The 21,448-nt window shown below is 64.8% G+C and carries 22 protein-coding genes; 15 read left to right on the plus strand and 7 right to left on the minus strand.

Annotation, left to right across the window (positions count from 1 at the left end; genetic code table 11):
* The first annotated feature begins 202 nt into the window (after positions 1–202).
* From AC0Z6F_RS04960 to AC0Z6F_RS04990, 7 genes are all read left to right on the plus strand, one after another.
* Positions 203–970: a DsbA family protein gene (locus AC0Z6F_RS04960; protein ID WP_180889230.1), complete on the plus strand. Its 768-nt coding sequence runs from the start codon at positions 203–205 to the stop codon at positions 968–970.
* Positions 971–1,145: 175 nt separating this feature from the next.
* Positions 1,146–1,640, plus strand: coding sequence for a JAB domain-containing protein (locus AC0Z6F_RS04965; RefSeq protein WP_003090203.1), 495 nt, complete (start codon positions 1,146–1,148; stop codon positions 1,638–1,640).
* A gap of 164 nt (positions 1,641–1,804) precedes the next feature.
* Entirely contained in the window at positions 1,805–2,251 is a 447-nt protein-coding gene (locus tag AC0Z6F_RS04970; RefSeq protein ID WP_003109772.1) for a TIGR03757 family integrating conjugative element protein, read from the plus strand.
* The gene (locus tag AC0Z6F_RS04975; protein ID WP_180889231.1) at positions 2,248–3,198 is read left to right on the plus strand and encodes a TIGR03756 family integrating conjugative element protein; all 951 of its coding nucleotides are present in this window, start codon (positions 2,248–2,250) and stop codon (positions 3,196–3,198) included. Before AC0Z6F_RS04970 ends, AC0Z6F_RS04975 begins: the two co-directional genes overlap by 4 nt.
* A 9-nt stretch (positions 3,199–3,207) precedes the next feature.
* Positions 3,208–4,602 carry an integrating conjugative element protein gene (locus AC0Z6F_RS04980; protein ID WP_180889232.1) on the plus strand — a complete coding sequence of 465 codons (1,395 nt, stop codon included), beginning with the start codon at positions 3,208–3,210 and terminating at the stop codon, positions 4,600–4,602.
* Positions 4,599–4,958: a hypothetical protein gene (locus AC0Z6F_RS04985; protein WP_128472767.1), complete on the plus strand. Its 360-nt coding sequence runs from the start codon at positions 4,599–4,601 to the stop codon at positions 4,956–4,958. The genes AC0Z6F_RS04980 and AC0Z6F_RS04985 overlap by 4 nt, the downstream gene beginning before the upstream one ends.
* A gap of 14 nt (positions 4,959–4,972) precedes the next feature.
* Entirely contained in the window at positions 4,973–6,496 is a 1,524-nt protein-coding gene (locus AC0Z6F_RS04990) for a conjugal transfer protein TraG N-terminal domain-containing protein (protein ID WP_003119993.1), read from the plus strand.
* Between the two features lie 6 nt (positions 6,497–6,502).
* Here AC0Z6F_RS04990 and AC0Z6F_RS04995 read toward each other — a convergent pair whose 3' ends face one another.
* The 3 genes from AC0Z6F_RS04995 to AC0Z6F_RS05005 form a co-directional block, all read right to left on the minus strand.
* Positions 6,503–6,862 (minus strand): DUF3742 family protein, encoded by a 360-nt coding sequence (locus AC0Z6F_RS04995; protein ID WP_003121527.1) that lies wholly within the window; start codon positions 6,860–6,862, stop codon positions 6,503–6,505.
* Between the two features lie 80 nt (positions 6,863–6,942).
* Positions 6,943–7,575 carry an RES family NAD+ phosphorylase gene (locus AC0Z6F_RS05000; RefSeq protein ID WP_003121528.1) on the minus strand — a complete coding sequence of 211 codons (633 nt, stop codon included), beginning with the start codon at positions 7,573–7,575 and terminating at the stop codon, positions 6,943–6,945.
* Between the two features lie 12 nt (positions 7,576–7,587).
* On the minus strand, positions 7,588–8,214 hold the full coding sequence (locus AC0Z6F_RS05005) for an integrase (RefSeq protein WP_180889233.1): 627 nt from the start codon (positions 8,212–8,214) through the stop codon (positions 7,588–7,590).
* A gap of 313 nt (positions 8,215–8,527) precedes the next feature.
* Here AC0Z6F_RS05005 and mobH point away from each other — a divergent pair, with 313 nt between their 5' ends.
* Positions 8,528–10,462 carry a MobH family relaxase gene (gene mobH / locus AC0Z6F_RS05010; RefSeq protein WP_231522158.1) on the plus strand — a complete coding sequence of 645 codons (1,935 nt, stop codon included), beginning with the start codon at positions 8,528–8,530 and terminating at the stop codon, positions 10,460–10,462.
* 46 nt (positions 10,463–10,508) lie between these two features.
* Here mobH and AC0Z6F_RS05015 read toward each other — a convergent pair whose 3' ends face one another.
* Complete coding sequence (locus tag AC0Z6F_RS05015; RefSeq protein ID WP_258015210.1) at positions 10,509–11,627, minus strand: AraC family transcriptional regulator; 1,119 nt, start codon at positions 11,625–11,627, stop codon at positions 10,509–10,511.
* 281 nt (positions 11,628–11,908) lie between these two features.
* On the opposite strand from AC0Z6F_RS05015, the gene AC0Z6F_RS05020 reads away from it, so the two are divergent.
* Positions 11,909–12,703: a crotonase/enoyl-CoA hydratase family protein gene (locus AC0Z6F_RS05020; RefSeq protein WP_029043919.1), complete on the plus strand. Its 795-nt coding sequence runs from the start codon at positions 11,909–11,911 to the stop codon at positions 12,701–12,703.
* A gap of 59 nt (positions 12,704–12,762) precedes the next feature.
* On the opposite strand, the gene AC0Z6F_RS05025 is transcribed toward AC0Z6F_RS05020, so the two are convergent.
* From AC0Z6F_RS05025 to AC0Z6F_RS05035, 3 genes are all read right to left on the minus strand, one after another.
* Positions 12,763–13,134: a DsrE family protein gene (locus AC0Z6F_RS05025; RefSeq protein ID WP_020204501.1), complete on the minus strand. Its 372-nt coding sequence runs from the start codon at positions 13,132–13,134 to the stop codon at positions 12,763–12,765.
* A 110-nt stretch (positions 13,135–13,244) separates the two neighbouring features.
* Positions 13,245–13,622, minus strand: a complete 378-nt coding sequence (locus tag AC0Z6F_RS05030; protein WP_020204500.1) for a carboxymuconolactone decarboxylase family protein — start codon at positions 13,620–13,622, stop codon at positions 13,245–13,247.
* 76 nt (positions 13,623–13,698) lie between these two features.
* Positions 13,699–14,925, minus strand: a complete 1,227-nt coding sequence (locus AC0Z6F_RS05035) for an MFS transporter (RefSeq protein ID WP_052165953.1) — start codon at positions 14,923–14,925, stop codon at positions 13,699–13,701.
* Positions 14,926–15,074: 149 nt separating this feature from the next.
* On the opposite strand from AC0Z6F_RS05035, the gene AC0Z6F_RS05040 reads away from it, so the two are divergent.
* The 6 genes from AC0Z6F_RS05040 (at position 15,075) to AC0Z6F_RS05065 (ending at position 21,440) form a co-directional block, all read left to right on the plus strand.
* Positions 15,075–15,386, plus strand: coding sequence for an ArsR/SmtB family transcription factor (locus tag AC0Z6F_RS05040; RefSeq protein ID WP_020204498.1), 312 nt, complete (start codon positions 15,075–15,077; stop codon positions 15,384–15,386).
* 22 nt (positions 15,387–15,408) lie between these two features.
* Positions 15,409–15,936, plus strand: coding sequence for a rhodanese family protein (locus AC0Z6F_RS05045; RefSeq protein ID WP_020204497.1), 528 nt, complete (start codon positions 15,409–15,411; stop codon positions 15,934–15,936).
* A 187-nt stretch (positions 15,937–16,123) separates the two neighbouring features.
* Complete coding sequence (locus tag AC0Z6F_RS05050) at positions 16,124–17,002, plus strand: MBL fold metallo-hydrolase (RefSeq protein WP_020204496.1); 879 nt, start codon at positions 16,124–16,126, stop codon at positions 17,000–17,002.
* A gap of 47 nt (positions 17,003–17,049) precedes the next feature.
* On the plus strand, positions 17,050–18,720 hold the full coding sequence (locus AC0Z6F_RS05055; RefSeq protein WP_020204495.1) for a bifunctional protein tyrosine phosphatase family protein/NAD(P)/FAD-dependent oxidoreductase: 1,671 nt from the start codon (positions 17,050–17,052) through the stop codon (positions 18,718–18,720).
* A gap of 525 nt (positions 18,721–19,245) precedes the next feature.
* On the plus strand, positions 19,246–20,802 hold the full coding sequence (locus AC0Z6F_RS05060; RefSeq protein ID WP_020204494.1) for a cbb3-type cytochrome c oxidase subunit I: 1,557 nt from the start codon (positions 19,246–19,248) through the stop codon (positions 20,800–20,802).
* Positions 20,799–21,440: a cbb3-type cytochrome c oxidase subunit II gene (locus AC0Z6F_RS05065; protein WP_020423863.1), complete on the plus strand. Its 642-nt coding sequence runs from the start codon at positions 20,799–20,801 to the stop codon at positions 21,438–21,440. The genes AC0Z6F_RS05060 and AC0Z6F_RS05065 overlap by 4 nt, the downstream gene beginning before the upstream one ends.
* The last annotated feature ends 8 nt before the right edge of the window (positions 21,441–21,448 follow it).

Here is a 21,448-nt window from a genome sequence, read left to right on the forward strand (position 1 = left end):
GAGAGAAGTGCAGAAAAGTATATACCTCGCGCTCGCGCAAACCGAGCCCGAGGAGAAGGCAGAACGCTACCAGCTCATGCAGCAGCACGGCGTCAGCGAGCTGGATGCCGCCTTCAAGGTGGCTGAGAAGATCGACCGGGCACGTGGCATCGAGTCGCCGACCCTGGACCTGCCCTGAATCTGCCGTACACCGGAGAACGCCATGGAACAGAAACGCCCATCCATTCCGATGCAGGTACAGGCGTTCCGCCGTCGGCGCTGGAGGCTCAGCTGGCCCTGGGTGTTGGCCGCCGTGCTGGTAGCGCTGCTGCTGATCTGGCTCGTGTCCCGCTATTCTGGCAAGTCCACTCCCCAGACTTCAACGCCGGTCAGCGTGACGCAGGTGGCCGGGCCTCCGTGGCAGATGGGAAATCCGGAAGGGCGTTTCACGCTGACGCTCTACGCGGACCTCGAATGCCCGTTCTGCCGATCCTATTTCCCAGTGCTCAAGCGTTGGGTGGCCGGCAACGCGGACGTGGCCTTGCAATGGCACCACCTCCCGTTGGCCGCGCATGAGCCGGCCGCGTCTGCCGAAGCGGGCCTGGCGGAGTGCGCCGGCGAATCTGGCGGCCATGCCGCCTTCTGGCAGGCTGTCGAGTGGGTCTATGCCCACACGCGCAGCGACGGCCAGGGCTTGCCCGAGGACCTGCGGTACCCCGACCTTACGCCAGCCATCGAGCAGTGTCTGGCGAGCGAACGGCCCGAGGCGCCGATCCGCACCCAGACGGCGGAAGCCACGAGCAGCGGCGTGACCGCCACGCCGTCGCTGCGGCTGCACGATCGCGAAACCGGCAAGGCGATCCTACTGCAGGGTCCGATCGAGGGCGATGCCTTGCTGTCGGCCATGGACATGCTCGCGGCCGGCGATCCCGCCGCCACACCTACTACATCGGAAATGCCTGCCGACGTCGTCGGCGACATGCCCAGGTAGCCCCGGTCTTCAAGGCTACGGCGCAGTCCACTGCGCTGACCGAAACCCGTTCGCCTCGCATCCTGGCCGCGAACGATCACCGCTGCCGCGGTGATGGATGCACCTTGTTCGTTCCCCAGGAGGGCTTGCCCTCCCAGGGCGCGCGCCCTCCGATCTCACCGTCTGGAGGTTCGCCATGTCTTTCGTCGTCAATGACTCCTGCCTGGAGTCGCTTTCCGCCATCGCTGCCCAACACGAGGACTGGATCATCCAGCAAGCCATTGCACTGCTGGAGAAGCGGGTTTTCAAAGCGGGTGCGAAACTCCTCGACCCCACGGCCGTGCGCGACTACCTGCGCGTGAAGCTGGTCGCCGAGCCCAATGAGATATTCGCCGCGGTGTTCCTGGACAGCATGCACCAGGTGCTGGCCTACGAGCCGTTGTTCAGGGGCACGATCAACTCGACTTCGGTCTATCCGCGTGTCGTCGTGCAGCGTGTGCTGGAGTTGAAGGCCGCCGCGGTGGTCTTCGCGCACCAGCACCCCTCGGGCATTTCCGAGCCGTCGAGCGCGGATCGCATGCTGACCCAGCAACTGCAGGCCGCGCTGGCGCTCATCGATGTGCGGGTACTGGACCACATCATCGTCGGCCAGGGTGCCCCGTTCTCCTTTGCGGAGTCCGGCCTGCTGTAAGGGTTGCACTGCTTCGTTGATCAGCGCGGAGGCTTCGGCCTCCGCTTTTTTCTTTGCGGCGACGCAAGCAGGTATGCGGGGTGGCCGCGATGCGCATTGTTTGTTGGGGCCGCCTGGGGTTCGGCGTTTGACTATGGCCCTGATCAACTTCCGGGGCACATGACATGCCAGCAGCTTTTACCCGGTTCGCACCAGGCTGGCGAACCCTTGGCCTGGCCGTGGCGCTGCCGACGTCTCTGGCGGTGTTCAGCCCGGCCACCTTCGCCGCCGACGTGGTGGTCGTCACCGACAGCCGCCACCCGGTCAAGACCATGGGCGGCGAGCGACTGATCGAGTTGGGCGAAACGCCCCGGATCGAGGCCGAGCTTTCCGCGAATCTTCCAGCCGACCCTGAGCGGGCAGCAGCCATCGTCCGGCAACGCCTGAAGCAAGGCGGCACCGATCTTCAGCGCCGCATCGGCACCGCCTACCAGGGCGTCACCGACGCATGGAGTTTGGGTGTCACGACCATCCCGGCCGTCGTGGTGGATCAACGCTTTGTGGTCTATGGCGAGCCGGACGTGGCCCGGGCCGTCGCGCGCATCGAGCAACACCGGAGGACGCAGCCGTGACCCATCGCCCATTCGACCTGCTGCGCCGCCTGCGCGTCGCCGTGGCCTCGCTGCTGCTGATCAGCGCCACGGGCAGCTACGCCTTGAACACCGCCACCATCGTGTCCTCCGTCATGTCGCCGGACTGCCTGGAGTACCGGGTGGTGGGCATCTGCTACTGGCTCTACTGCACCTGGACGGGCTGCACGGTGCGCACATCCACCAAGGTCCGGCACTACGTGCCCGATGCGGTCGTCTCCAGCTACAGCAACACCGGAGAGAACCCCTGGGTCGAGGTGCAGGCGATGAGCACGCCCAACCCATCCGCACAGGCAGGTGGGGATGGGACCACGAACGAAGACCACGAAAACAACCTCGCCAAATTCAAGAACAGCGATGTCATCGGCCATCCTGGCGGGGAGGTGTTCAACCAGTTCGCGTCGTCGTCGGGCTATTTCTGCCAGGGCGCGGGCACGGCCTTCATGCCGTATCTGCTCAGCACCCTGGACACGCTGGCCTGGCGCTACAACGTGCCTGAAATGGCCTACCCGGAGGCGTTGATTCCGGGCATGCGCGAGGTCGGTGCGCGCACCACGATGAATCTCTGGGGCAACGTCTATCCGCGCGGCGGCTTCCTGCACCAGACCGACGACCACAAATCCGGGGCAGTGGTGGCCCAGCGCGCGGGCGATGTCGTCACGCGCCGCGGGCAGATCCACGTGTACCAGCCGCTGCTTGCCAACGCCCGCGACGGCTACTGGCCGGCCGGCGCGCTGATGGAGGGTGATGCCTCTACGGGCAAGTGGCAGGAGCTGACGCCGCGCCTGTCCAACACCTGCGTGGTGTTCCCGCACAGCGGCACGCTGACCCAGGCCCAGCAAGGCGACTACGCCTGGGCGCTGTGGCGTCCCTATGCGTGCTGCGAACGCCGCGGGCAGGTGTTCCTGGGCAGCGTCGATTTCCTCTGAGGTGCCACGATGAAGCGTCCTGAACCGATCAACCTTTCCGCCAAGGCGTACCGCCTGCTGCGCCCGACGGCGCTGGCCGGCACGCTCGCTCTAGTCTGCGGCCTGGCGTGGGCGCAGGTCGGATACCAGAACAGCGGCCCCGTCCTCGGCGATGACGTCATGTACTCGATCGGCGGTGGCAGTGCGGTGTCCATGGGCCGCGCGGCCGGCATGCGCTCCATCGGGGTCGGCGTGGGGTGGAACAGCAACCTGATCTGCGGCGATATGAGCATCCAGACCACGCTGCGCAATCAGCTCAACGGCATCACGAACGGCTTTCAGCAGATCATGAGCAACGTGATCCAGAGCGCGACCAGCGCGGTTGCATCGCTGCCGGCGCTGATCATTCAGCGCGCCGATCCGGGCCTGTACAACCTGCTGACCAACGGCGTGCTGCAGGCGCGGCTGGACTTCGACCGCTCCAAGCTGACGTGCCGCGCCATGGCGGAGAAGATGGCCGAGACGGCGGGTGGCCAGCTTGGCTGGAGCCAAATGGCCGAAGGCATGGCCTTGCGTGACGCGGTTGGCAGCAACGATGCCGTGTCGGCCGTCGAGCAGGCCGAGACGCGCCGCGGCAACGACGGCGTTCCCTGGGTGGGCGGCAGCAATGCCGGTGGCGCGGGCCAGTCCGCCATCCGGGTGGTCGGCGACGTCACTCGCGCGGGCTACAACCTGGTCAACGGTCGCGGCGTGACGGACACCTCCTCCATCGCGTCCACCAGTTGCGCGAGCCTGTCCTGCCAGACCTGGACGTCGCCGCAGCAGGCGACCGAATGGGCCACGCGGGTCCTCGGAGAGCAGGTGCAGCGCACGTGCGACTCCTGCACCAAGACCGAGACGGTGCCCGGCGTCGGGCTGACGCCGCTGATCCAGGAAGAGTACGAGGCGAAGCTGGAGGTCCTTCAGGAGCTGGTTTCCGGCACGCGCAATACCACCTTTGAGAACCTGCGCGAGGCTGGCAGCACGTCGCTGCCGATCACGCGCGGCGTGATCGAGGCGCTGCGCGATGAGCCCGACCAGGACCTGCTGGCGCGGCGCCTCGCGTCCGAGGTGGCGCTGTCGTCGGTGCTGGAGAAGGCGCTGCTGCTCCAGCGCACGCTGCTCACCGGCAAGAAAGAGCCCAACGTGGCAGCCAACGAGTTGGCGGTCGAGGCCGTGAACCACGAGAGCGACACGCTCGACCGGGAGATCCGCAACCTCAAGACCGAACTTGAACTGCGGCGCGAGCTGGCGAACAACTCGCCGATGGCGATCATCCAGCGCCATGGCACGCGCGCGGCAGGCTCGCGCGGCATCTATGAGGGCGATCCGGTGCCCGACCGCCTCGACCAGTTGCAGAAGGGCAATCCAGGAGCCAGGCCATGAGCGCGGCGCGCATGACCTGGCGCCCCTTGCGCTGGCTGTTCAGCCGGCGTGCGGCGAAGGCGCTGCTGTGGACGGTGCTGATCGTTGCCGCCGCGGTCGCGGCCAACATCGCCGGCATCTACTTGGTCGGCAGCGTGGCCGGCTGGGAGCGGTGGCTCGCCGCCGCCGCGGGTTACTTCTTCGTGTGGCGGCTGTGTCTATACGGGGCGACGGTGTACGGGTGGATCTGGATGCGCCGCCGGCTGCTGGTACGTGAGGACGACGCCCAGGCGCGGCGCCGCCTGGTGCGCACCGAGATCGCGGGCGTCGTCGCCATCGTGGCGCTGGAAGCCAGCCTGCTGATGCAGGCGGGTTGAGGGGAGATGGCGCCATGACGCTGTTCACGACCGACTACCTGGAGTACTACCTGACGCTGGTGTCCTGGATCGTCAACAACGGCATCTGGGCCGTGCTGGTGTCCAGCGGCGTCTTCGCGCTGCCTTTCGTGGCGATCATCGTGCAGGAGTGGTTGAAGGCCCGTGCAGAAGGCGCCGACGAGGGCAATAAAGGCGTGCTGAGCGCCGCCCGCATCGAGAACCGGGTCTTCGTCGCCATCGTGGTGGTGATGTTCGCGGGCATCCCGTTCATCGACGTGGACCTCAACACCATCCAGTACGACAGCTCACGCTCGGCCCAGTGCCAGGTCAGTGTGCCGCAGCCCTCGAATACCGGCTGGTCGCAATCTTTCAGCACCATCAACAACCAGTCGGCGAAGGTGCCGGTGTGGTGGGCGTTCATGCACACGCTCTCGCGCGCCGTCACCGGCGCTTCGGTGGCGGCAATCCCGTGCGGCACGGACCTGCGGCAGATGCGCATGGAGATCGACGCGACTCGCATTGACGACCCAGTGTTGGCTCAGGAAGTAGCGGATTTCTCGCGGGATTGCTATGGGGCTGCGCGGGCGAAATTGTTCATGCAGCGGCCTCAACTCGATGAGCAGCAGATGCACGACGTGACCTGGATCGGCTCACGCTTCTTCACGGACACGAACGGCTACTACGACACATACCGTTCCAGCACCCCGCGCGAGGACTGGCCCTATGACAGCACCCGCGACGCAGGGCTTGCGCAGGTGGCCAGCGGTGGCGGCTACCCTACCTGCCGCCAGTGGTGGAGCGATGGGAGCAATGGCTTGCGGGCACGCTTGCTGGGTCAGGTGGACCCGAGCCTGCTCAATCGCCTGGCGGGCTGGGCTGGCTTCCTGAGCCGGGCCGAGGTGGACGATTCGGTGATCCGCACGATCGCGTCACCGCGGCAGCAGAAGTTGAACCAAGGCAGCGTCTATACGGACTACGGTGGCCAGATCGACAAGACCTTGCCAAACATCGTGACGCGGGCCACGGGCGATGTTGGGATGGCAGTCGGCGCGATTGCTGCATTTCCAGCCATGGACGTCGCGAGGCAGGCCCTGCCCATGGTGCTTGCATTGCTAAAAATGGCGCTGGTCATCTGCATTCCTCTCGTGTTGGTCGTGGGCACCTATGACCTGAAGACGGTCGTCACGGTCAGCGTCGTGCAGTTTGCGCTGTTTTTCACGGACTTCTGGTTTCAGCTTGCGCGCTGGATCGATTCAACGATCCTGGATGCGCTTTATGGCTGGGGCTTCGGCTGGAACCGGCCGCATACCAACTTCGACCCGCTGGTGGGCCTGAACAACGCTTTCGGCGACATGCTCCTGATGTTCGTCACGGGCACGATGTTCATCGTACTGCCCACGTTCTGGATCATGGCCCTGGCTTGGGCGGGCGTTCGCGCCGGCAACGTGCTCCAAGGCCTCGCTGGTGCCACCGGAGATGCCAAGGCTGCTGGCGGGAGGGGCGGAAGCATTGCGATCAATGCAGTTTCGAAGAAGTGATGACTGCTAGTCGTCCTCGACATGAGGATCAATGCGAAAACCGTCATAGGTGTATAGGCCGAATCCTGCTGGTCCGTTTCGCCACTCTGGCTCGGGCAACCCTTCGCCCAAGTCGGCGTTACGGGCCATCCAGGCAACGACCATGACGCACACCAGCAGCAGGGCCAGCCAGAAGGTGGTGTACACCAGAATCCCGAGCGCAACCAGCTTGACCACCCGCACGAGCGCGGTGGCAATGGCCGCCGGCACCCCCTTGGACACCAACCAGTTCGACGCCCGACGTTCGCCGCGCGCGTAGGCGCGCCATCCGCGGCCAAAGGTGCGGCCGAGGCGTTCTGCAGTGCTGATGCGGGTCGTGGTGTTCATGGTCGTCTCCTGCTACAGAGGCCTATTCCAGTTTGGTCCATTTCATTCTGTTTGGGGCTTCAATGTGCTCTCTTGCTGCTTCAGGACGCTTCGTCATCCGGTTCCACCGGGCCGGGGTCGGGTTCCACGCCGACGCGATACGTGGCAACGAAGCGCGGCCAGTCCACATGGTCCACCAGGTCGATGTCATCGACAACGCCAACCTTTGCTGCCGCACGCTCGAACAGGGCGATGCTCTTGGCGGGATAGTTGTTGCGCGACGGATAGAGCACCCCGTCGAACAGCGGCTGGCCGTCGTCTCCGAGCATCGCATGCACCTGGGCGGACACCTGCTGCGTGTGCGTGTAGTCGCGGCTGGCCAACTGTTCCAGGTTCAGGCCGAAGTAACCCGCCATGACACCCTCGGCCGTGAGATCGGCCAGCCGCACGTCGTCCAGGACGCCCACGGCGCGCAAGAGCCGGCTCTCGACTTCCTTCAGCGCGATCGAGCGCTTTTCATCCGCCAGCCACTGGTGCTTGTGAAACACCGACTCCATCAGCGCCGTGGGCAGGTCGCGGCCCAGGTAGAGCACGCCGTAGGTCCGCGCCGGGTCGTCGTAGCGATTGGTGCCGCTGCGGCCATAGTACAGCGGGCTGCCCCGATAGACGACGCGGCTCACATGCTGGAGCAGTTCACCCGCATCGATCAGGAACAAGGGCAGTTCGCGGCTCATGGCAGTCTTGCCTCAATGCACCTGGACGCCCAGCACGTTGAACACCGCTTCGGCCACGTCATCGATCGTGCCATGCGTCACCGTATCCACCGGCGAGCGTCCGCCCAAACCTTCGAGCGGTTCGGACAGCGCGCGGTAGATCGTCCAGTGGTCGATGCCCTCGACCTCCTGAAGCACGGTTTGGGTCAACTGCTGCTTCACCGGGTCGAGCTGCCAGTCGGGCAGCTTCTGGCCGCGCGGCCCCACATTCAGCGCCAGCAGCCGGCGCGCGAGGATGTCCTTGTAGATCTGCTGGCGCGACTTGTCCGCCAGCTTGGCGTACTCGGGGATCGCCAGGTTGTGCGGCTGGTTGAAGGTTTCCAGCAGCGCGCCGCGGCCACGCTGGACGTCGGTTTCACTCGGCGCCCAGCGCGTCTCGGCGCGCAGCGCGCCCGCTTTGCGTGCCAGGGCCTCTTGCACCGTCTCCGCTTCCAGGCTGGCGGGCAGCTTCACCGCCTCCACACGCTCGTGGACGAACGCCTGCAACTCGGCCGCGAAAGCCGTGGCATCCCGGATTTCGACGGTATCCGCGAAGCGGCGCACATCCTCCACCGTGACGCGCGGCAGATGGTCGGCAATGAATTCAATGGCATTGGGCATGGTGATCTCCCAGGCAGGTTTGAGACAGGATTCACTCTAGTCTCCCTTGTCGCGTTTGTCAACTTTGTCGCCTTACGCACCTGCCTGGCGGAAGTGGCGTCCAGGCAGCATAGAGCCGCGACCGGCACCGGCTCGCTGTCCAATCCATTCCAGCGGGTTCCCCATTGACGCTGGAGCCGCACCCCATGTCCCGCTATACCGAAACGGTTAAAGGCCAAAGGGCCGAAACGGCAAGGGAATGGGGTGCAAGGGGAAAGGCCCTACCTCGAAAAGGCGAAAAGGCCTCCCGGCCGGCCCCCCAGAGGACACCCGCATGCTCTCCCTGTTCCAGCGAAAACGGCCCCCGGTCGCTGCCGCGCCCACGCCACCACCCGCCACCGTCCTCCCGAAAGGGCTGCTGCGGCCCGAGTCTGCCGCATCGATGCTGGCCACCCCGCGCCGGCAGAAACTGCTGGAGCACATCTGGCAGCGCACCTCGCTCTCACGCAGGCAATTCGCCACCCTGTACCGCGCGCCCCTGGAACGCTACGCCGAGTTGGTCCAGGCCTTCCCGGCCTCCGAGGCGCATCACCATGCCTATCCGGGCGGCATGCTGGACCACGGCCTCGAAATCGTTGCTTATGCGCTCAAGCTGCGCCAGTCCCATCTGCTGCCCATCGGCGCCAGTCCCGAGGACCAGGCCGCACAGTCCGAGGCCTGGACCGCCGCCGTTGCCTATGCCGCGCTGCTCCATGACATCGGCAAGATCGCCGTCGATCTGCACGTCGAGCTTGCCGACGGCAGCACTTGGCACCCGTGGCATGGCCCGTTGCACCAGCCGTACCGCTTCCGCTACCGCGACGACCGCGAATACCGCCTGCACAGTGCCGCGACAAGTTTGCTCTACCGCCAACTGCTCGACCGTGATGCCCTGGACTGGCTCAGTGGCTATCCCGACCTGTGGGCACCGCTACTCTATGTCCTGGCCGGCCAGTACGAGCACGCGGGTGTGCTGGGCGAACTTGTCGTGCAGGCCGACCGCGCCTCGGTGGCCCAGGAACTGGGCGGTGACCCGGCGCGCGCCATGGCCGCACCGAAGCACGCGCTGCAACGCAAACTGCTCGACGGATTGCGTTACCTGCTCAAGGAAGAGTTGAAGCTGAACCAGCCCGAGGCCTCAGACGGCTGGCTCACCGAGGATGCCTTGTGGCTGGTGAGCAAGACGGTCTCGGACAAGCTGCGTGCGCACCTGCTGTCCCAGGGCATCGACGGCATCCCGGCCAACAACACCGCCGTCTTCAATGTGCTGCAGGACCACGGCATATTGCAGCCGTCATACGACGGCAAGGCAGTCTGGCGCGCAACCGTGACCAGCGCCACCGGCTGGTCCCACTCGTTCACCCTGTTGCGCCTCGCACCCGCGCTGATCTGGGAGCCGGGGCAGCGGCCGGTACCATTTACCGGCACAGTGGCGATCGACGCAGCGTCCACGGGTAAGGAGGCCGATGTTTCCGCCACCCGCACGACGGAGGGGCCGCAGTCCAACTCGGACGGCCCGTCGGTTCCGCCATGGGAAAGCGGTGGCCCCCTCTCGGCGCCTCCATTGAAGGCCCAGGTCGTGCCCGACGTCATGGAGGACATGCTGTCGATGGTGGGTATGGGAGGCTCGCCCGAGACCCGGCAGGATGCGGAAGCGCTCCCCAAAGAGACGTCTACCGTGCGCCCCGAAGCACCAAGCTTGGCCGCGCCTTCGCCTTCGCCTTCGCCTTCGCCTTCGCCTTCGCCTTCGTCACCGGCGCCAGTGCCAGTGCCAGTGCCAGTGCCAGTGCCAACATCCTCGGCAGCGCCGCCATCAGGCGAGCACTTCATGGCGTGGCTGAAACAGGGCATCGCTTCCCGCCGGCTCATCATCAACGACGCAAAGGCGCTGGTGCACTCCGTGGACGACACCGCGTACCTGGTCAGTCCCGGCGTGTTCCAGCGTTACGCTCAAGAGCATCCGCAGTTGGCAGCCATTGCTCGCCAGGAAAAACTGGAGCCGTGGCAGTGGGTACAAAAACGCTTCGAGAAGCTGGCCGTGCACCGTAAGCAGGCCAGCGGCCTGAACATCTGGACTTGCCACGTCACAGGGCCGCGCAAATCGCGGCAGTTGCACGGCTACCTGCTAACGCAGCCCGGTGCGTTGTTCGAGCGAGTGCCGCCCAACAACCCCTACTTGTGCCTCGCCAACGAGGAGGCCGGGCGTGAGGCCTCGCTGGCTGCGAAATGAGGATATCCAGTGGCGAGGTCCGGATGCCCGCTTTTCGGTGCACAGGTCAGAGCGTAACCACTTGGGAAATGCCTTGCTGCGCCGCTCGGTATCGTCCGGGGGTCATACCTGTCCAGTGGCGGAACGCGCGATGGAAGACGGCGGGGGCACTGAAGCCCAAAGCATCGGATATCTCCTCCAGTGAGCCGTCGTTGCGCACAAGGTGGAGAATGGCCAGATCCCTGCGCAACTCATCCTTGATGCCCTGGAACGACAGCCCTTCCTGCTGCAGCTTGCGTATCAGTGTCCGCGAGGACATGTGCAGCCGGCTGGAAACATCATCCAGCGTCCGTCCGAGATCCATATGCAGCAACTCGCGCACCTTCAGCCGCAGGGCGTGCTCGTGGTAGGAGGTGAAAATCCAGTCGCGCGGCGCCTGCTCCAGGAAGCTGCGCGCGTCGGACGCGCTGCGTTCCGGCTGGACCTTTCCGAGTTCGGCGTGAAAGGTGACCTGAGAGTAAGGTTCGCAGAAATCGATCGGGGCCGGGAACAGGATCGAGTAGTCGGCAGCAAAGGACGGGCGTGGAAAAGCGAAGCCCACAGTGCGCACCGAGACCTCTCGGCCGGCGAGCCATGACACGATGCCGTGCGTCAGCTTCAGCATCAGTGCGTGCCCGAATCGGTTCACCCCCGTGTTGGAAGACCGCGGGACAAGGTCCAAGCGCAAGGAGGCGTCTGCCTTCGTGAGACTCAGCCTGTAGTCGTCCAGCAGCAGGTTCCAGACCTGCGTGAAGCGATACAGCGCTACCTCGATGCTTGGCGCGTCCATGACCGCTCGGACGATGTACTTCAAAGCGCCGGTCCGTATGGGCCGGCTCCACAGCCCCATCATTTCATCGCCGGTGGTGGCGGCGCTTCGCCGGTACAGCCCGACCAGTTGATCGTGCGTGAGACGCGAGCCGGGGTGGTTGATAAATGCCTTCACGATGCCGGCCTGCTGCAGGCAGCGATCCAGGGCCTGGTCCGAGCACAGCGAGCGCAGGCTGCGCAGCAGATCCTCCACCAGGTCGCATGAGACCGTGGCCGCCGCGACAGCCTTTGGGCTCGCAGGAAGCCCTCTTGGCGGCCGGACGAGATTGTCAGTTTTTGCAAACTTCACGACGCTATTGGCAATTGAGCCCAGCATCCCTGGTGGGTAATCTACGGGCATGGAAAAGATAAACGCCCCTTAATAGTATCGACTGTGAGGCTTGACCGCGACTCCAGGGGTCTATCCGCCATTTCGCGCCCAGGCCAAGCTCAATGCCCATGAATGGCGACATTGGCATGGAGCCTCGGCCTTGAACGGCATGGCCCGCTTCGGCGCGGGCCATGCCGTCACAGCGGCGGCCGATGCCCGCCGGACCGAGCACGTCGACCTGCCCGCCACAGCCCACCATGTTCATGACCCAGTGCCAGGAAAACTTCATGTCCGACCCCATTCTGCTGACCTCCGAACAAGGCAACATCGGCATCGTCACGCTCAACATGGCGCACAAGCGCAACGCGCTCAACGAGGATGCCATCGCCGCTATCGACGCCTATTTCTCGGCGGTGCCCAGCCACATCCGGACCATCCTCTTAACGGCCAAGGGCGATCACTTCTGTGCCGGCCTGGACCTCAAGGAGCACCACGACAAGGCGCGCAGCGGCGTCGAGTTCATGCGCGTCTGCCAGGGCTGGCACCGCGCGTTCGACAAGATCCAGCATGGCGGCATTCCCGTGATCGCCTGCCTGCAGGGCGCGGTCGTGGGCGGCGGTCTGGAACTGGCCAGCGCAGCGCACGTGCGCGTTGCCGACAGCCGCACCTTCTTTGCGCTGCCCGAGGGCACGCGGGGCATCTTTACGGGCGGCGGCGCGACGGTGCGCACTGCGCGGATCATTTCCGCGCCGCGCATGGTGGAGATGATGCTCACCGGACGGGTCCTCGATGCGCAGGAAGGCCGCGAACTGGGGTTGGCCCACTACGTTTGCGACACCGCGAAAGGCGACACGCCCGCACCGGAGTTGGCCCTGACTCTGGCAAAGAAGATCGCGGGCAATGCGCCGCTTTCCAACTACGCCATCGTCAGCGCCATCAGCCGCATCGCCGACATGTCGGCCACGGACGGGCTCTTCACCGAGGGGCTGGTGATGGCCATGATCCAGCAAGGTGACGATGTGCAGGAGCGCCTGGGCGAGTTCGTGAACAAGAAGGCGCACAAGGTACAACTGAATGCTTGATCTCCAAGACGCGCGCCACAGGCCTCAGCCAGCGACGCTTGATCGTGTCATGGTTGGGCTCAGGTGACTTGCAAGGACCCCCTGGCGCCCATCAGCAACTCCACCACATCGGCTGCATTGATGACGCTAAAGCGCGGGTCCATCTGCGCGGCGGTCATGCCGTTGTGGATCATGCAAGAGCCGCAAATGGCAATGCGACCTCCCTTCTCCAAGAACTTCTCCAGCAGATCGGCAACGGGTTCGAAAGGCTTGCCGATGTCCAACCCAATGGCCGCGCCGGGTTTTCCCAGCTCCACGGCTTCCACCATCAGGACGATGGTCGCCGTATGTCCCTTGAGCAGCGCGTTGAGTGCCATGGTAAAGGTCACGGTCACCTTGTTGGGATTGCTTCTCCCATCAAAAACTGTCGCAACGAAGTCGGTGGTCTGCATGGTTAGGCCTTTGTGGTAAACAGTGGTTGCGGGGATGCAAGTTGGAGGGAGCGAAGCTCTGGCACCGGATGCAGGCGGTCCGCGGCGCCGCACGACGGTCCGGGCCCAGGCTACGGGGCGCTGGCCGGCGCGCCCGGGTTGCTGGACAGCGCCGCGAACTCGTTGAAGGCGGCCACCGCGTTCGATGCGTACATCGCCGACGGGCCCCCTCCCATATAGATGGCCACGCCCAGGGCCTCATGGACCTCCGCAGCCGTCGCGCCGAGCCTGACCAATGCCTTGACATGAAAGCCGATGCAGCCATCGCACCGTGCGGCCACGCCGATCGCCAACGCGATCAGCTCTTTCGTCTTGGCGTCGAGTGCGCCGTCGGCGATGGCTGCCTTGCCCATCTCACCAAAACTCTTCATGACCTGCGGCACTCCCTTGTGCAGAGGCGCCAGATTGGCCACCACGTCCTGCGTCAGTTGCCGGTAACTTGTCGTCATCGCGAACTCCTCATGGTTTTGGAACATCGAATATGAAACGGGGTTGACCCGCACGCTCGACCGGACCCAGACGGCTTCATGGCGCGGCGGCTGCCGCCGACTGCTGGCGGTTGCGCCAAGCCAGCCAACCCAGCAGGGCCAGCACGAGCGCGATGAGCGGCAGCATCAGTCCGTTGATGGTTTCCCAGCCCGAGCTGTTCAGCAGCCGGCCCGACCCGAAAGAGGCGGCGGCCACGGTGCCGAACACCAGGAAGTCGTTGAGTGCCTGCACCTTGGCGCGCTCGGGCGCGGCGTAGCAGTCGGTCACCAGCGCCGTGGCACCGATGAAGCCGAAATTCCAGCCCACGCCCAGCAGGATCAGCGAGCCCCAGAAGTGCAGAAGTTCGAGCCCGGCCAGGGCCAGCAGGCCGGAGGTCCCGATCAACACCAGTCCGCACGCCGTGATCGCGATCTTGCCGAAACGCGCGATCAGGTGGCCGGTGACGAAACTCGGCGCGAACATGGCCAGCACGTGCCACTGGATGCCCAGCGCGGCCTCGCCCACGGTGTGGCCGCAACCCACCATGGCCATCGGCGCGGCGGTCATGATGAAAGCCATCAAACCGTAGGACACGATGCCCGCCGTGACGGCCACGACGAAGCCTGGGCTGCGCGCGATCACCGCCAGCGGGCGCGCCGCGCCCACGACGGCCGCTGCCTGGGGCGGCGGCATGCGCAGCATCAGCAGCAGCGGCAAGGCCAACAGCGCCAAGCCTGCCTGCCCGAGGAAGCTGCCAGCAAACGGCGCCATGGGCCAGGCGTCGCGCGTCCAGATGACGACCTGCGGGCCGATGACCGCGGCGATCAGGCCGCCGATCATGATGCGCGAGATGACGGTGGCGCGCTGCGGCGGCGGCACCGCATCGCTGGCCGCGAAGCGGTAGCTCTGCACGCACGCGCCGTAGAAGCCGGCCATCGCCGTGCCCATGCAGAAGGTCTCGAAGCTGCCCCACAGGACGCCCAATGCGGCGATGAGTCCGGACACCGAACCCAGCAGCGCCCCCAACGCATAAGCCGCGCGCCGGCCGAGACGACGCATCAGCAGGGCCGCGGGGATGGTCGACAGCGCCAGCCCCAGGTTGTAGAGGCTGACCGGCAGTGTGGCCAGCGAAGGGTTGCTGGCCAGCATCTGGCCCACGATGCCGCCCAGCGAAATGATGATGGGTGGCGCGGCGCCGCCCAGTGATTGGGCGGCCATCAGCAGTCCTACATTGCGTCGAGCGTCTGTCGCAATTGGCGGTGGCAGCGAAGCAGGTGGCGTCATGAAGAAATCAGGAATGAGGTGTCAGGTGAACCCATACCGCAGCATGGGAACACCGGCCGGAAGACCTGCAGCACTCCCTGCCTTGGAGGAATTTCCTTGATCTTTTATTAGTTTATGCTAAATTAGATAAACATGAAATACAAGCTGCCATGATGGTTGACAAGAAAGACCAGTCGTTTCTACAGGACGGCGCGGCCAAGGCTGCGGCCATGCTGCGGGCAGTCGGCAATGAGCATCGCCTGCTCGTTCTGTGCCTGCTGATCGAGCATGGCGAGATGACCGTCGGCGCCCTGCACGAAAACGTGGCGCTGAGCCAGTCCGCCTTGTCCCAGCATCTGGCCAAGATGCGCGAGGAAGGCCTGGTGACCTACCGGCGCGAGTCGCAGACCCTGCACTACCGTATCGACAATCCGGACGTGGCCAAGCTCATCGCCACGCTCAAGGCCATCTTTTGTCCATGATCCGCCCTAGGAGGCCCTTGCCATGTCCCTGAAATCCATCTCGCCCCAAGCCGCCAGCGAACTCGTGAACCAGGGTGCCGTCCTGGTGGACATCCGTGCGGCGGACGAACATGCCCGTGAGCGCATCGCACAGGCACGCCATGTGCCGATGGACCGCCTGCGAAGTGGCGGCCTGCCGCTCGACGGCGCTTCGGCAATCATCTTCCACTGCCGCTCGGGCAACCGGACGCGGGTGAACGCCCCGACGCTGGGTGCGTGCACGGCCTGTGACGCCTACGTGCTCGAAGGCGGCCTGGACGCATGGAAGAAAGCCGGCCTGCCCGTCGTGGCCGATGCCTCTCAACCCCTGGAACTGCAACGGCAGGTGCAGATTGTTGCGGGGTCCTTGATCGTGCTCGGTGCAGTGCTGGGTGCCACGGTCTCGCCATGGTTCCATGTGCTTTCGGGCTTCGTGGGCGCGGGGCTGGTCTTCGCCGGTGTCTCGGGGTTCTGTGGGCTCGCGCGCGTGCTGATGCGCATGCCCTGGAACCGCCGCGCGCTGCCCGGCTGAGTCAACGGGCGGGGAAGCGATTCCTTCACCCGGCAGCCGGCCGGCAGGAACATGCGACGACAGATTTTTAATTTTGAGTTAATTCGGCCCGGACACCATCTGACATTTGAGAACGCCCCAGAAAACATCCGATCAAAGGAGCATGGGCGACAACAGACGGGTCATACGTCAGCGAGGCAAAGGCACCGTGAAAATCGAACCCTTCTTTGACGAGGACAGCAGCACCTTCAGCTACATCGTGCTCGACACGAACAGCGGTCAGTGCGCCATCATCGACAGTGTGCTCGGCTACGATCCCAAATCCGGCCGCACCTCGCGCGCCGGTGCGGACCGCATGGCCGAGCGCGTGCGGGAACTGGGCGCGCGCGTCCAGTGGATTCTGGAGACGCATGTGCACGCCGATCACCTGAGTGCCGCGCCGTATCTCCAGTCGCTCGTGGGCGGCCACACCGGCATCGGGGCGAACATCCGTACCGTACAGCAGGTGTTCGGCCAGCTCTTCAACGCGGAGCCGGCGTTCGCGCGTGACGGCCGGCAGTTCGACCGTCTGTTCGACGACGGCGAGACCTTCATGCTCGGAACGCTGCAGGTGCGGGCCATGCACACCCCCGGTCATACGCCTGCGTGCATGACCTATGTGGTCGAGGACAACACCACATCTGACGCGCCTGCCGCGGCCTTCGTGGGAGACACGCTGTTCATGCCCGACTATGGCACGGCGCGCTGCGACTTTCCGGGTGGCGACGCACGCACGCTGTTTCGCTCGATCGGCCGCGTGCTCTCGCTGCCGCCTGAGACCGTGCTCTACATGTGCCACGACTACCGCCCCGGGGGACGCGAGCTTCAATGGAAAACCACCGTGGCCGAGGAGCGGGCGCACAACATCCATGTGCGCGACGGCATCAGCGAGGATGACTTCGCGGCCACGCGCGAGCAGCGCGACGCCACGCTGGCGATGCCCGTGCTGCTGCTGCCCTCCGTACAGGTGAACATGCGGGCCGGCGAGTTGCCGCCCGCCGAATCCAACGGCGTCCACTACCTCAAGATTCCCATCGATGCCCTCTGAGAGCGGCACCGACCGGCTGAAAGGACAATTTTCGGGCAGGAGACCTCATGGACATCAAAGCCTTGGATCAGGGACTGGCCGTCAGCGGCCAGATCGCTGCTACTGACCTGAAGGCCATCGCCGAAGCCGGCTACCGCGCGGTGGTTTGCAACCGGCCCGATGGAGAAGCGGGCGACCAACCCGGCTTCAGCGAAATCGAGCAAGCCGCGCAGGCACTGGGTATGGCGACGACCTACCTGCCGGTCGAGTCCGGCAAAGTGACCGACCAGCAGGCCCAGGCCTTCGGGACGCTGATGACGCAACTGCCTGGCCCGGTGTTCGCCTACTGCCGCACCGGCACGCGCTCGGCCACGCTGTGGGCGCTGAGCCAAGCACAGCGCCAGCCGCTGGCCTCCATCCTCGAAGCCGCACGCGGTGCCGGCTACGAGCTTTCCGGCGTGGCCCGGCGCATCGCCAACGGCGGTCGCACACCCACCGAGGTCGTGGACGCCACGCATGACATCGTGATCGTCGGCGCGGGCGCGGCGGGCATCGCGGTGGCGTCCAGTCTGCTCGCGCGCAAGCCGGACGCGGACATCGCCATCATCGACCCGGCGGACGTGCACTACTACCAGCCGGGGTGGACGATGGTGGGCGCGGGCATCTTTCCACCTGCGCACACGGCGCGCACGATGGCGAGCGTGCTGCCGCGCGGCGTCAAGTGGATCAAGATGGCCGTCGCCGCGTTCGAGCCCGAGCGCAACGCCGTGGTGCTCGACGGCTGCCGCGTCGTCAAATACCAGCAGCTCGTGGTCTGCCCGGGCCTGAAACTCGACTGGAACGGCATCGAGGGCCTGCCGGAGACACTGGGCCGCAACGGCGTCACCTCCAACTACCGCTACGACCTCGCGCCCTACACCTGGGAACTGGTACAGAACCTCAAGAGCGGCCAGGCCCTGTTCACGCAGCCGCCCATGCCCATCAAATGCGCGGGTGCACCGCAAAAGGCGATGTACCTCTCGGCCGATCGCTGGAAGCGGCACGGTGTGCTCAAGAACATCCACATCGAGTTCTGCAACGCGGGAGGCGTGCTCTTCGGCGTGCCGGACTACGTGCCTGCGCTCATGGAGTACGTGAAGGCTTACGGCATCGATCTGCAGTTCAACCACCAGCTCGTGGCCGTCGATGGCGCAGCGCATGAAGCCACCTTTGTCCGCACGAACGCCGACGGCACCAAAGAGCGCATCACCCGTCCATTTGACCTGCTGCACGCCGTGCCACCTCAGAAGGCGCCGGACTTCATCCGAGTGAGCCCACTGGCGGACGGTGCGGGCTGGGTGGACGTGGACCCATCGAGCCTGCGCCACAAGAAGTACGCCAACGTTTTCGCACTGGGCGACTGCACCAACACCACCAATGCCAAGACTGCCGCGGCCGCGCGCAAGCAAGCGCCGGTGGTCGCGCACAACCTGCTCGCCGCCCGGAGCGGGTCCACGCGCCTAGCCAGCTATGACGGCTATGGCTCCTGCCCGCTCACCGTCGAGCGCGGCAAGATCGTGCTGGCGGAATTTGCCTACGGCGGCAAGCTGGCACCTTCGTTTCCGAAATGGTTCATCGACGGCAAACGGCCGTCATCGCTGGCGTGGCTGCTGAAGGAACGCATCCTGCCGCCGGTCTATTGGGACGGCATGCTCAAGGGCCGCGAATGGCTCGCGCATCCTGTCCTCTCGGACGGATGAGCAGCGGCGTGCGTCGTCGCCGGGACATGGGAAGCCGACGCCTTTAGTGGGGGCGAACAGCGGGCGAAAGGAGGGCGGCATTCGGCCCTTCGACCCTCAACGCCGGCTACCCCTTCCAGGGCTGACGGTCCTTCGGGATGCGGGTGGGTACAACGGATACGTGCTCCGTTGTGATTTCCTGCGCAAGGCGAACGAGCGTTCGTCCCGACCCGTGCCAGGGCAGACCCCGGCGCAGCGTCGGCGTCTGCCGCGAGGCGAACGAGACCTTCGCATCACGACGATTCGAATACCCCGGCCGACTGTATTTGGCTCTCGCCATCCAGGCTGCCCACTGTCAAAGAACGCGGGGCGCCTCGAAGAACGTTCTTAACTTTCGCTTAATCGAGGCTGACCATCATTCTCGCGATTCACCTGTGACATTCATAAAAAAAATGCCGAGGCAAGCCCTGATGGAACACTATCGCCAACGCCAGTGGTTGGCATCGGAACCAATTCGAACGGTTGCGCGCCATTTCTGGAGCGCCCATGAATGAGAGCCTTGGGTTACTCCTTGCTCTGAGCTTCATCGTCTCGCTGGCGGCTCTGGGCGCATTGATCTGGTCCATCGTGACGCGCCAGATTCGTGCGGGAAAGAAAGAGGCTTCGACCATATTCCTGGAGGGTGAGGCCGGCACCCCGGATGACCCATCTTCATTTGATGAAGGGGCGGCCGAGCATCGATTCGACGCCTTGCGTGCCGGCGTCGACGCCCCGGGTAGGAACGTCGTACTGGTCCTGTCCATCGTTTCCTTCGTGTTCCTGATCGTTGGCTCGCTGTTCGGGATGATTGCCTCACTGAAGTTGCACTGGCCCGACTGGCTGGCGAATGAGGCGTTCACCACCTTCGGGCGCGCGCGCACCGTCCATCTGAACCTGGTCGCGTACGGCTGGCTGTCCACAGGAGGTATTGCGGTCGCGCTCTGGATCATCCCTCGCATGTTTCATACGCCCCTGCGGAGGCCCGCCATGGCGATGGTGGGCGCGGTGCTGTGGGCCCTCGGCGTGGCGGCCGGCGCCATCGCCATTGCCAATGGATGGAGCGACGGACTGGAATGGCTCGAAATCCCATGGCAGATCGACATTGTCCTGGCCCTCGGCGGCTTCTTCATCGCATGGTCCGCCATCGCGACGACCCGAAAACGCAACGTTCACCACATCTACGTCAGCGGCTGGTACTACCTCGCGGGACTGGCTTGGTTCCCCATCCTGTTCTTCATCGCGAATATCCCGGGCCTGCATTCGGGCGTGCAGCAAGCGACCACCAACTGGTGGTTCGCGCACAACGTGCTCGGCCTCTGGCTGACACCGCTGGGCCTGGGCGCGGCCTACTACCTGATTCCCAAGATCATCGGCAAGCCGATCTATTCCTACAGTGTGTCGCTGCTGGGCTTCTGGGGCCTCGCCTTGTTCTATAGCCAGGTGGGGATTCATCACCTGATCGGTGGGCCAGTGCCGACGTGGGTGGTCACGCTGTCGATCGTGCACAGCGTCATGATGTTCATTCCTGTCATCGCGGTGGCGATCAATCAGCACGTGACGGTCGCACAGAATTTCTGGGCGTTCAAGGAGTCCATGGCGCTACGCTTCGTGTCCACGGGCGCATTGATGTACACGGCCGCATCCTTCCAGGGATCGCTGGAGGCCGTACGGGCCATCAACTCGATCACCCACTTCACGCATTACACGGTAGGGCATGCGCACCTGGGGGCTTACGCATTCGTCTCCATCGTGCTGTTCGGCGCCTTTTACTATCTCTTGCCCTACCTGACAGGCAAGAACTGGCCCTGTCCGCGGCTCATCGCCCTCCACTATTGGCTGACGGTCTTGGGTTTTCTGATCTATTTCCTATCATTGACCATCGGCGGTTTTCTGCAAGGCATGTCGCTGCTCGATCCGCAGACCAGTTTCGCCGACATCACCCGCAACATCGTGCCGTATCTCGAAGGTCGATCGGTGGGCGGCGGCATGATGACGCTGGGACACTTCGTCTTTGCCTTCCATGCGATGGCCCTGCTCTGGTCGAAACGGCGAGGTGACGCATGAACCGGCTGATTCCATTGTTCGTCGGCGCTGTCGGAATCCTGGTGTTCGCGACCATCATGCTCGTGGTGCTCCCCGGCCTGCAGGTCCGTACGGTCCAGGCACCTGCGCAGTTGCAGAACTACACAATCGAACAGTTGAGAGGCCGTGCGCAGTACGTGGCCAATGGCTGTGTCTACTGTCACAGCCAGCAGCCCCGTTCGAGCGGCCAGACGCTGGCGGACCAGGCCCGGGGCTGGGGAAGGCCGTCCACGCCGGGTGATTACGCCTACGACGCCCCCCAACTGCTCGGGACGATGCGCACCGGCCCCGATTTGCTGAATGTCGGGGTGCGTCTGCCAAGCCGGGACTGGCAATTGACCCACCTGTACCAGCCCAGGGCCATTTTCGACTGGAGCATCATGCCTTCGTATCCCTTCCTCTTCGAGGTCAAGGAGAAGGCCGCGCCCGGCGAGGTCGTGGTCAAGCTGCCGCAGAAGTACCGCCCTGCGGACGGGAAGGTGGTGGTGGCCCGCCAGGAGGCGCTCGACCTGGTCGCGTACCTGTTGAGCCTGGATCGTTCCTACCCCGTCAGCGCCAAAGAGGCGACGTTGCGTGATCGTGGCTACGATCCGAAAACTCAGCAGGGCTCGCGTCAATGAGGGGCCAG

It is taken from the genome of Stenotrophomonas sp. 1L-E-5-B-C3 (genome assembly GCF_057292075.1).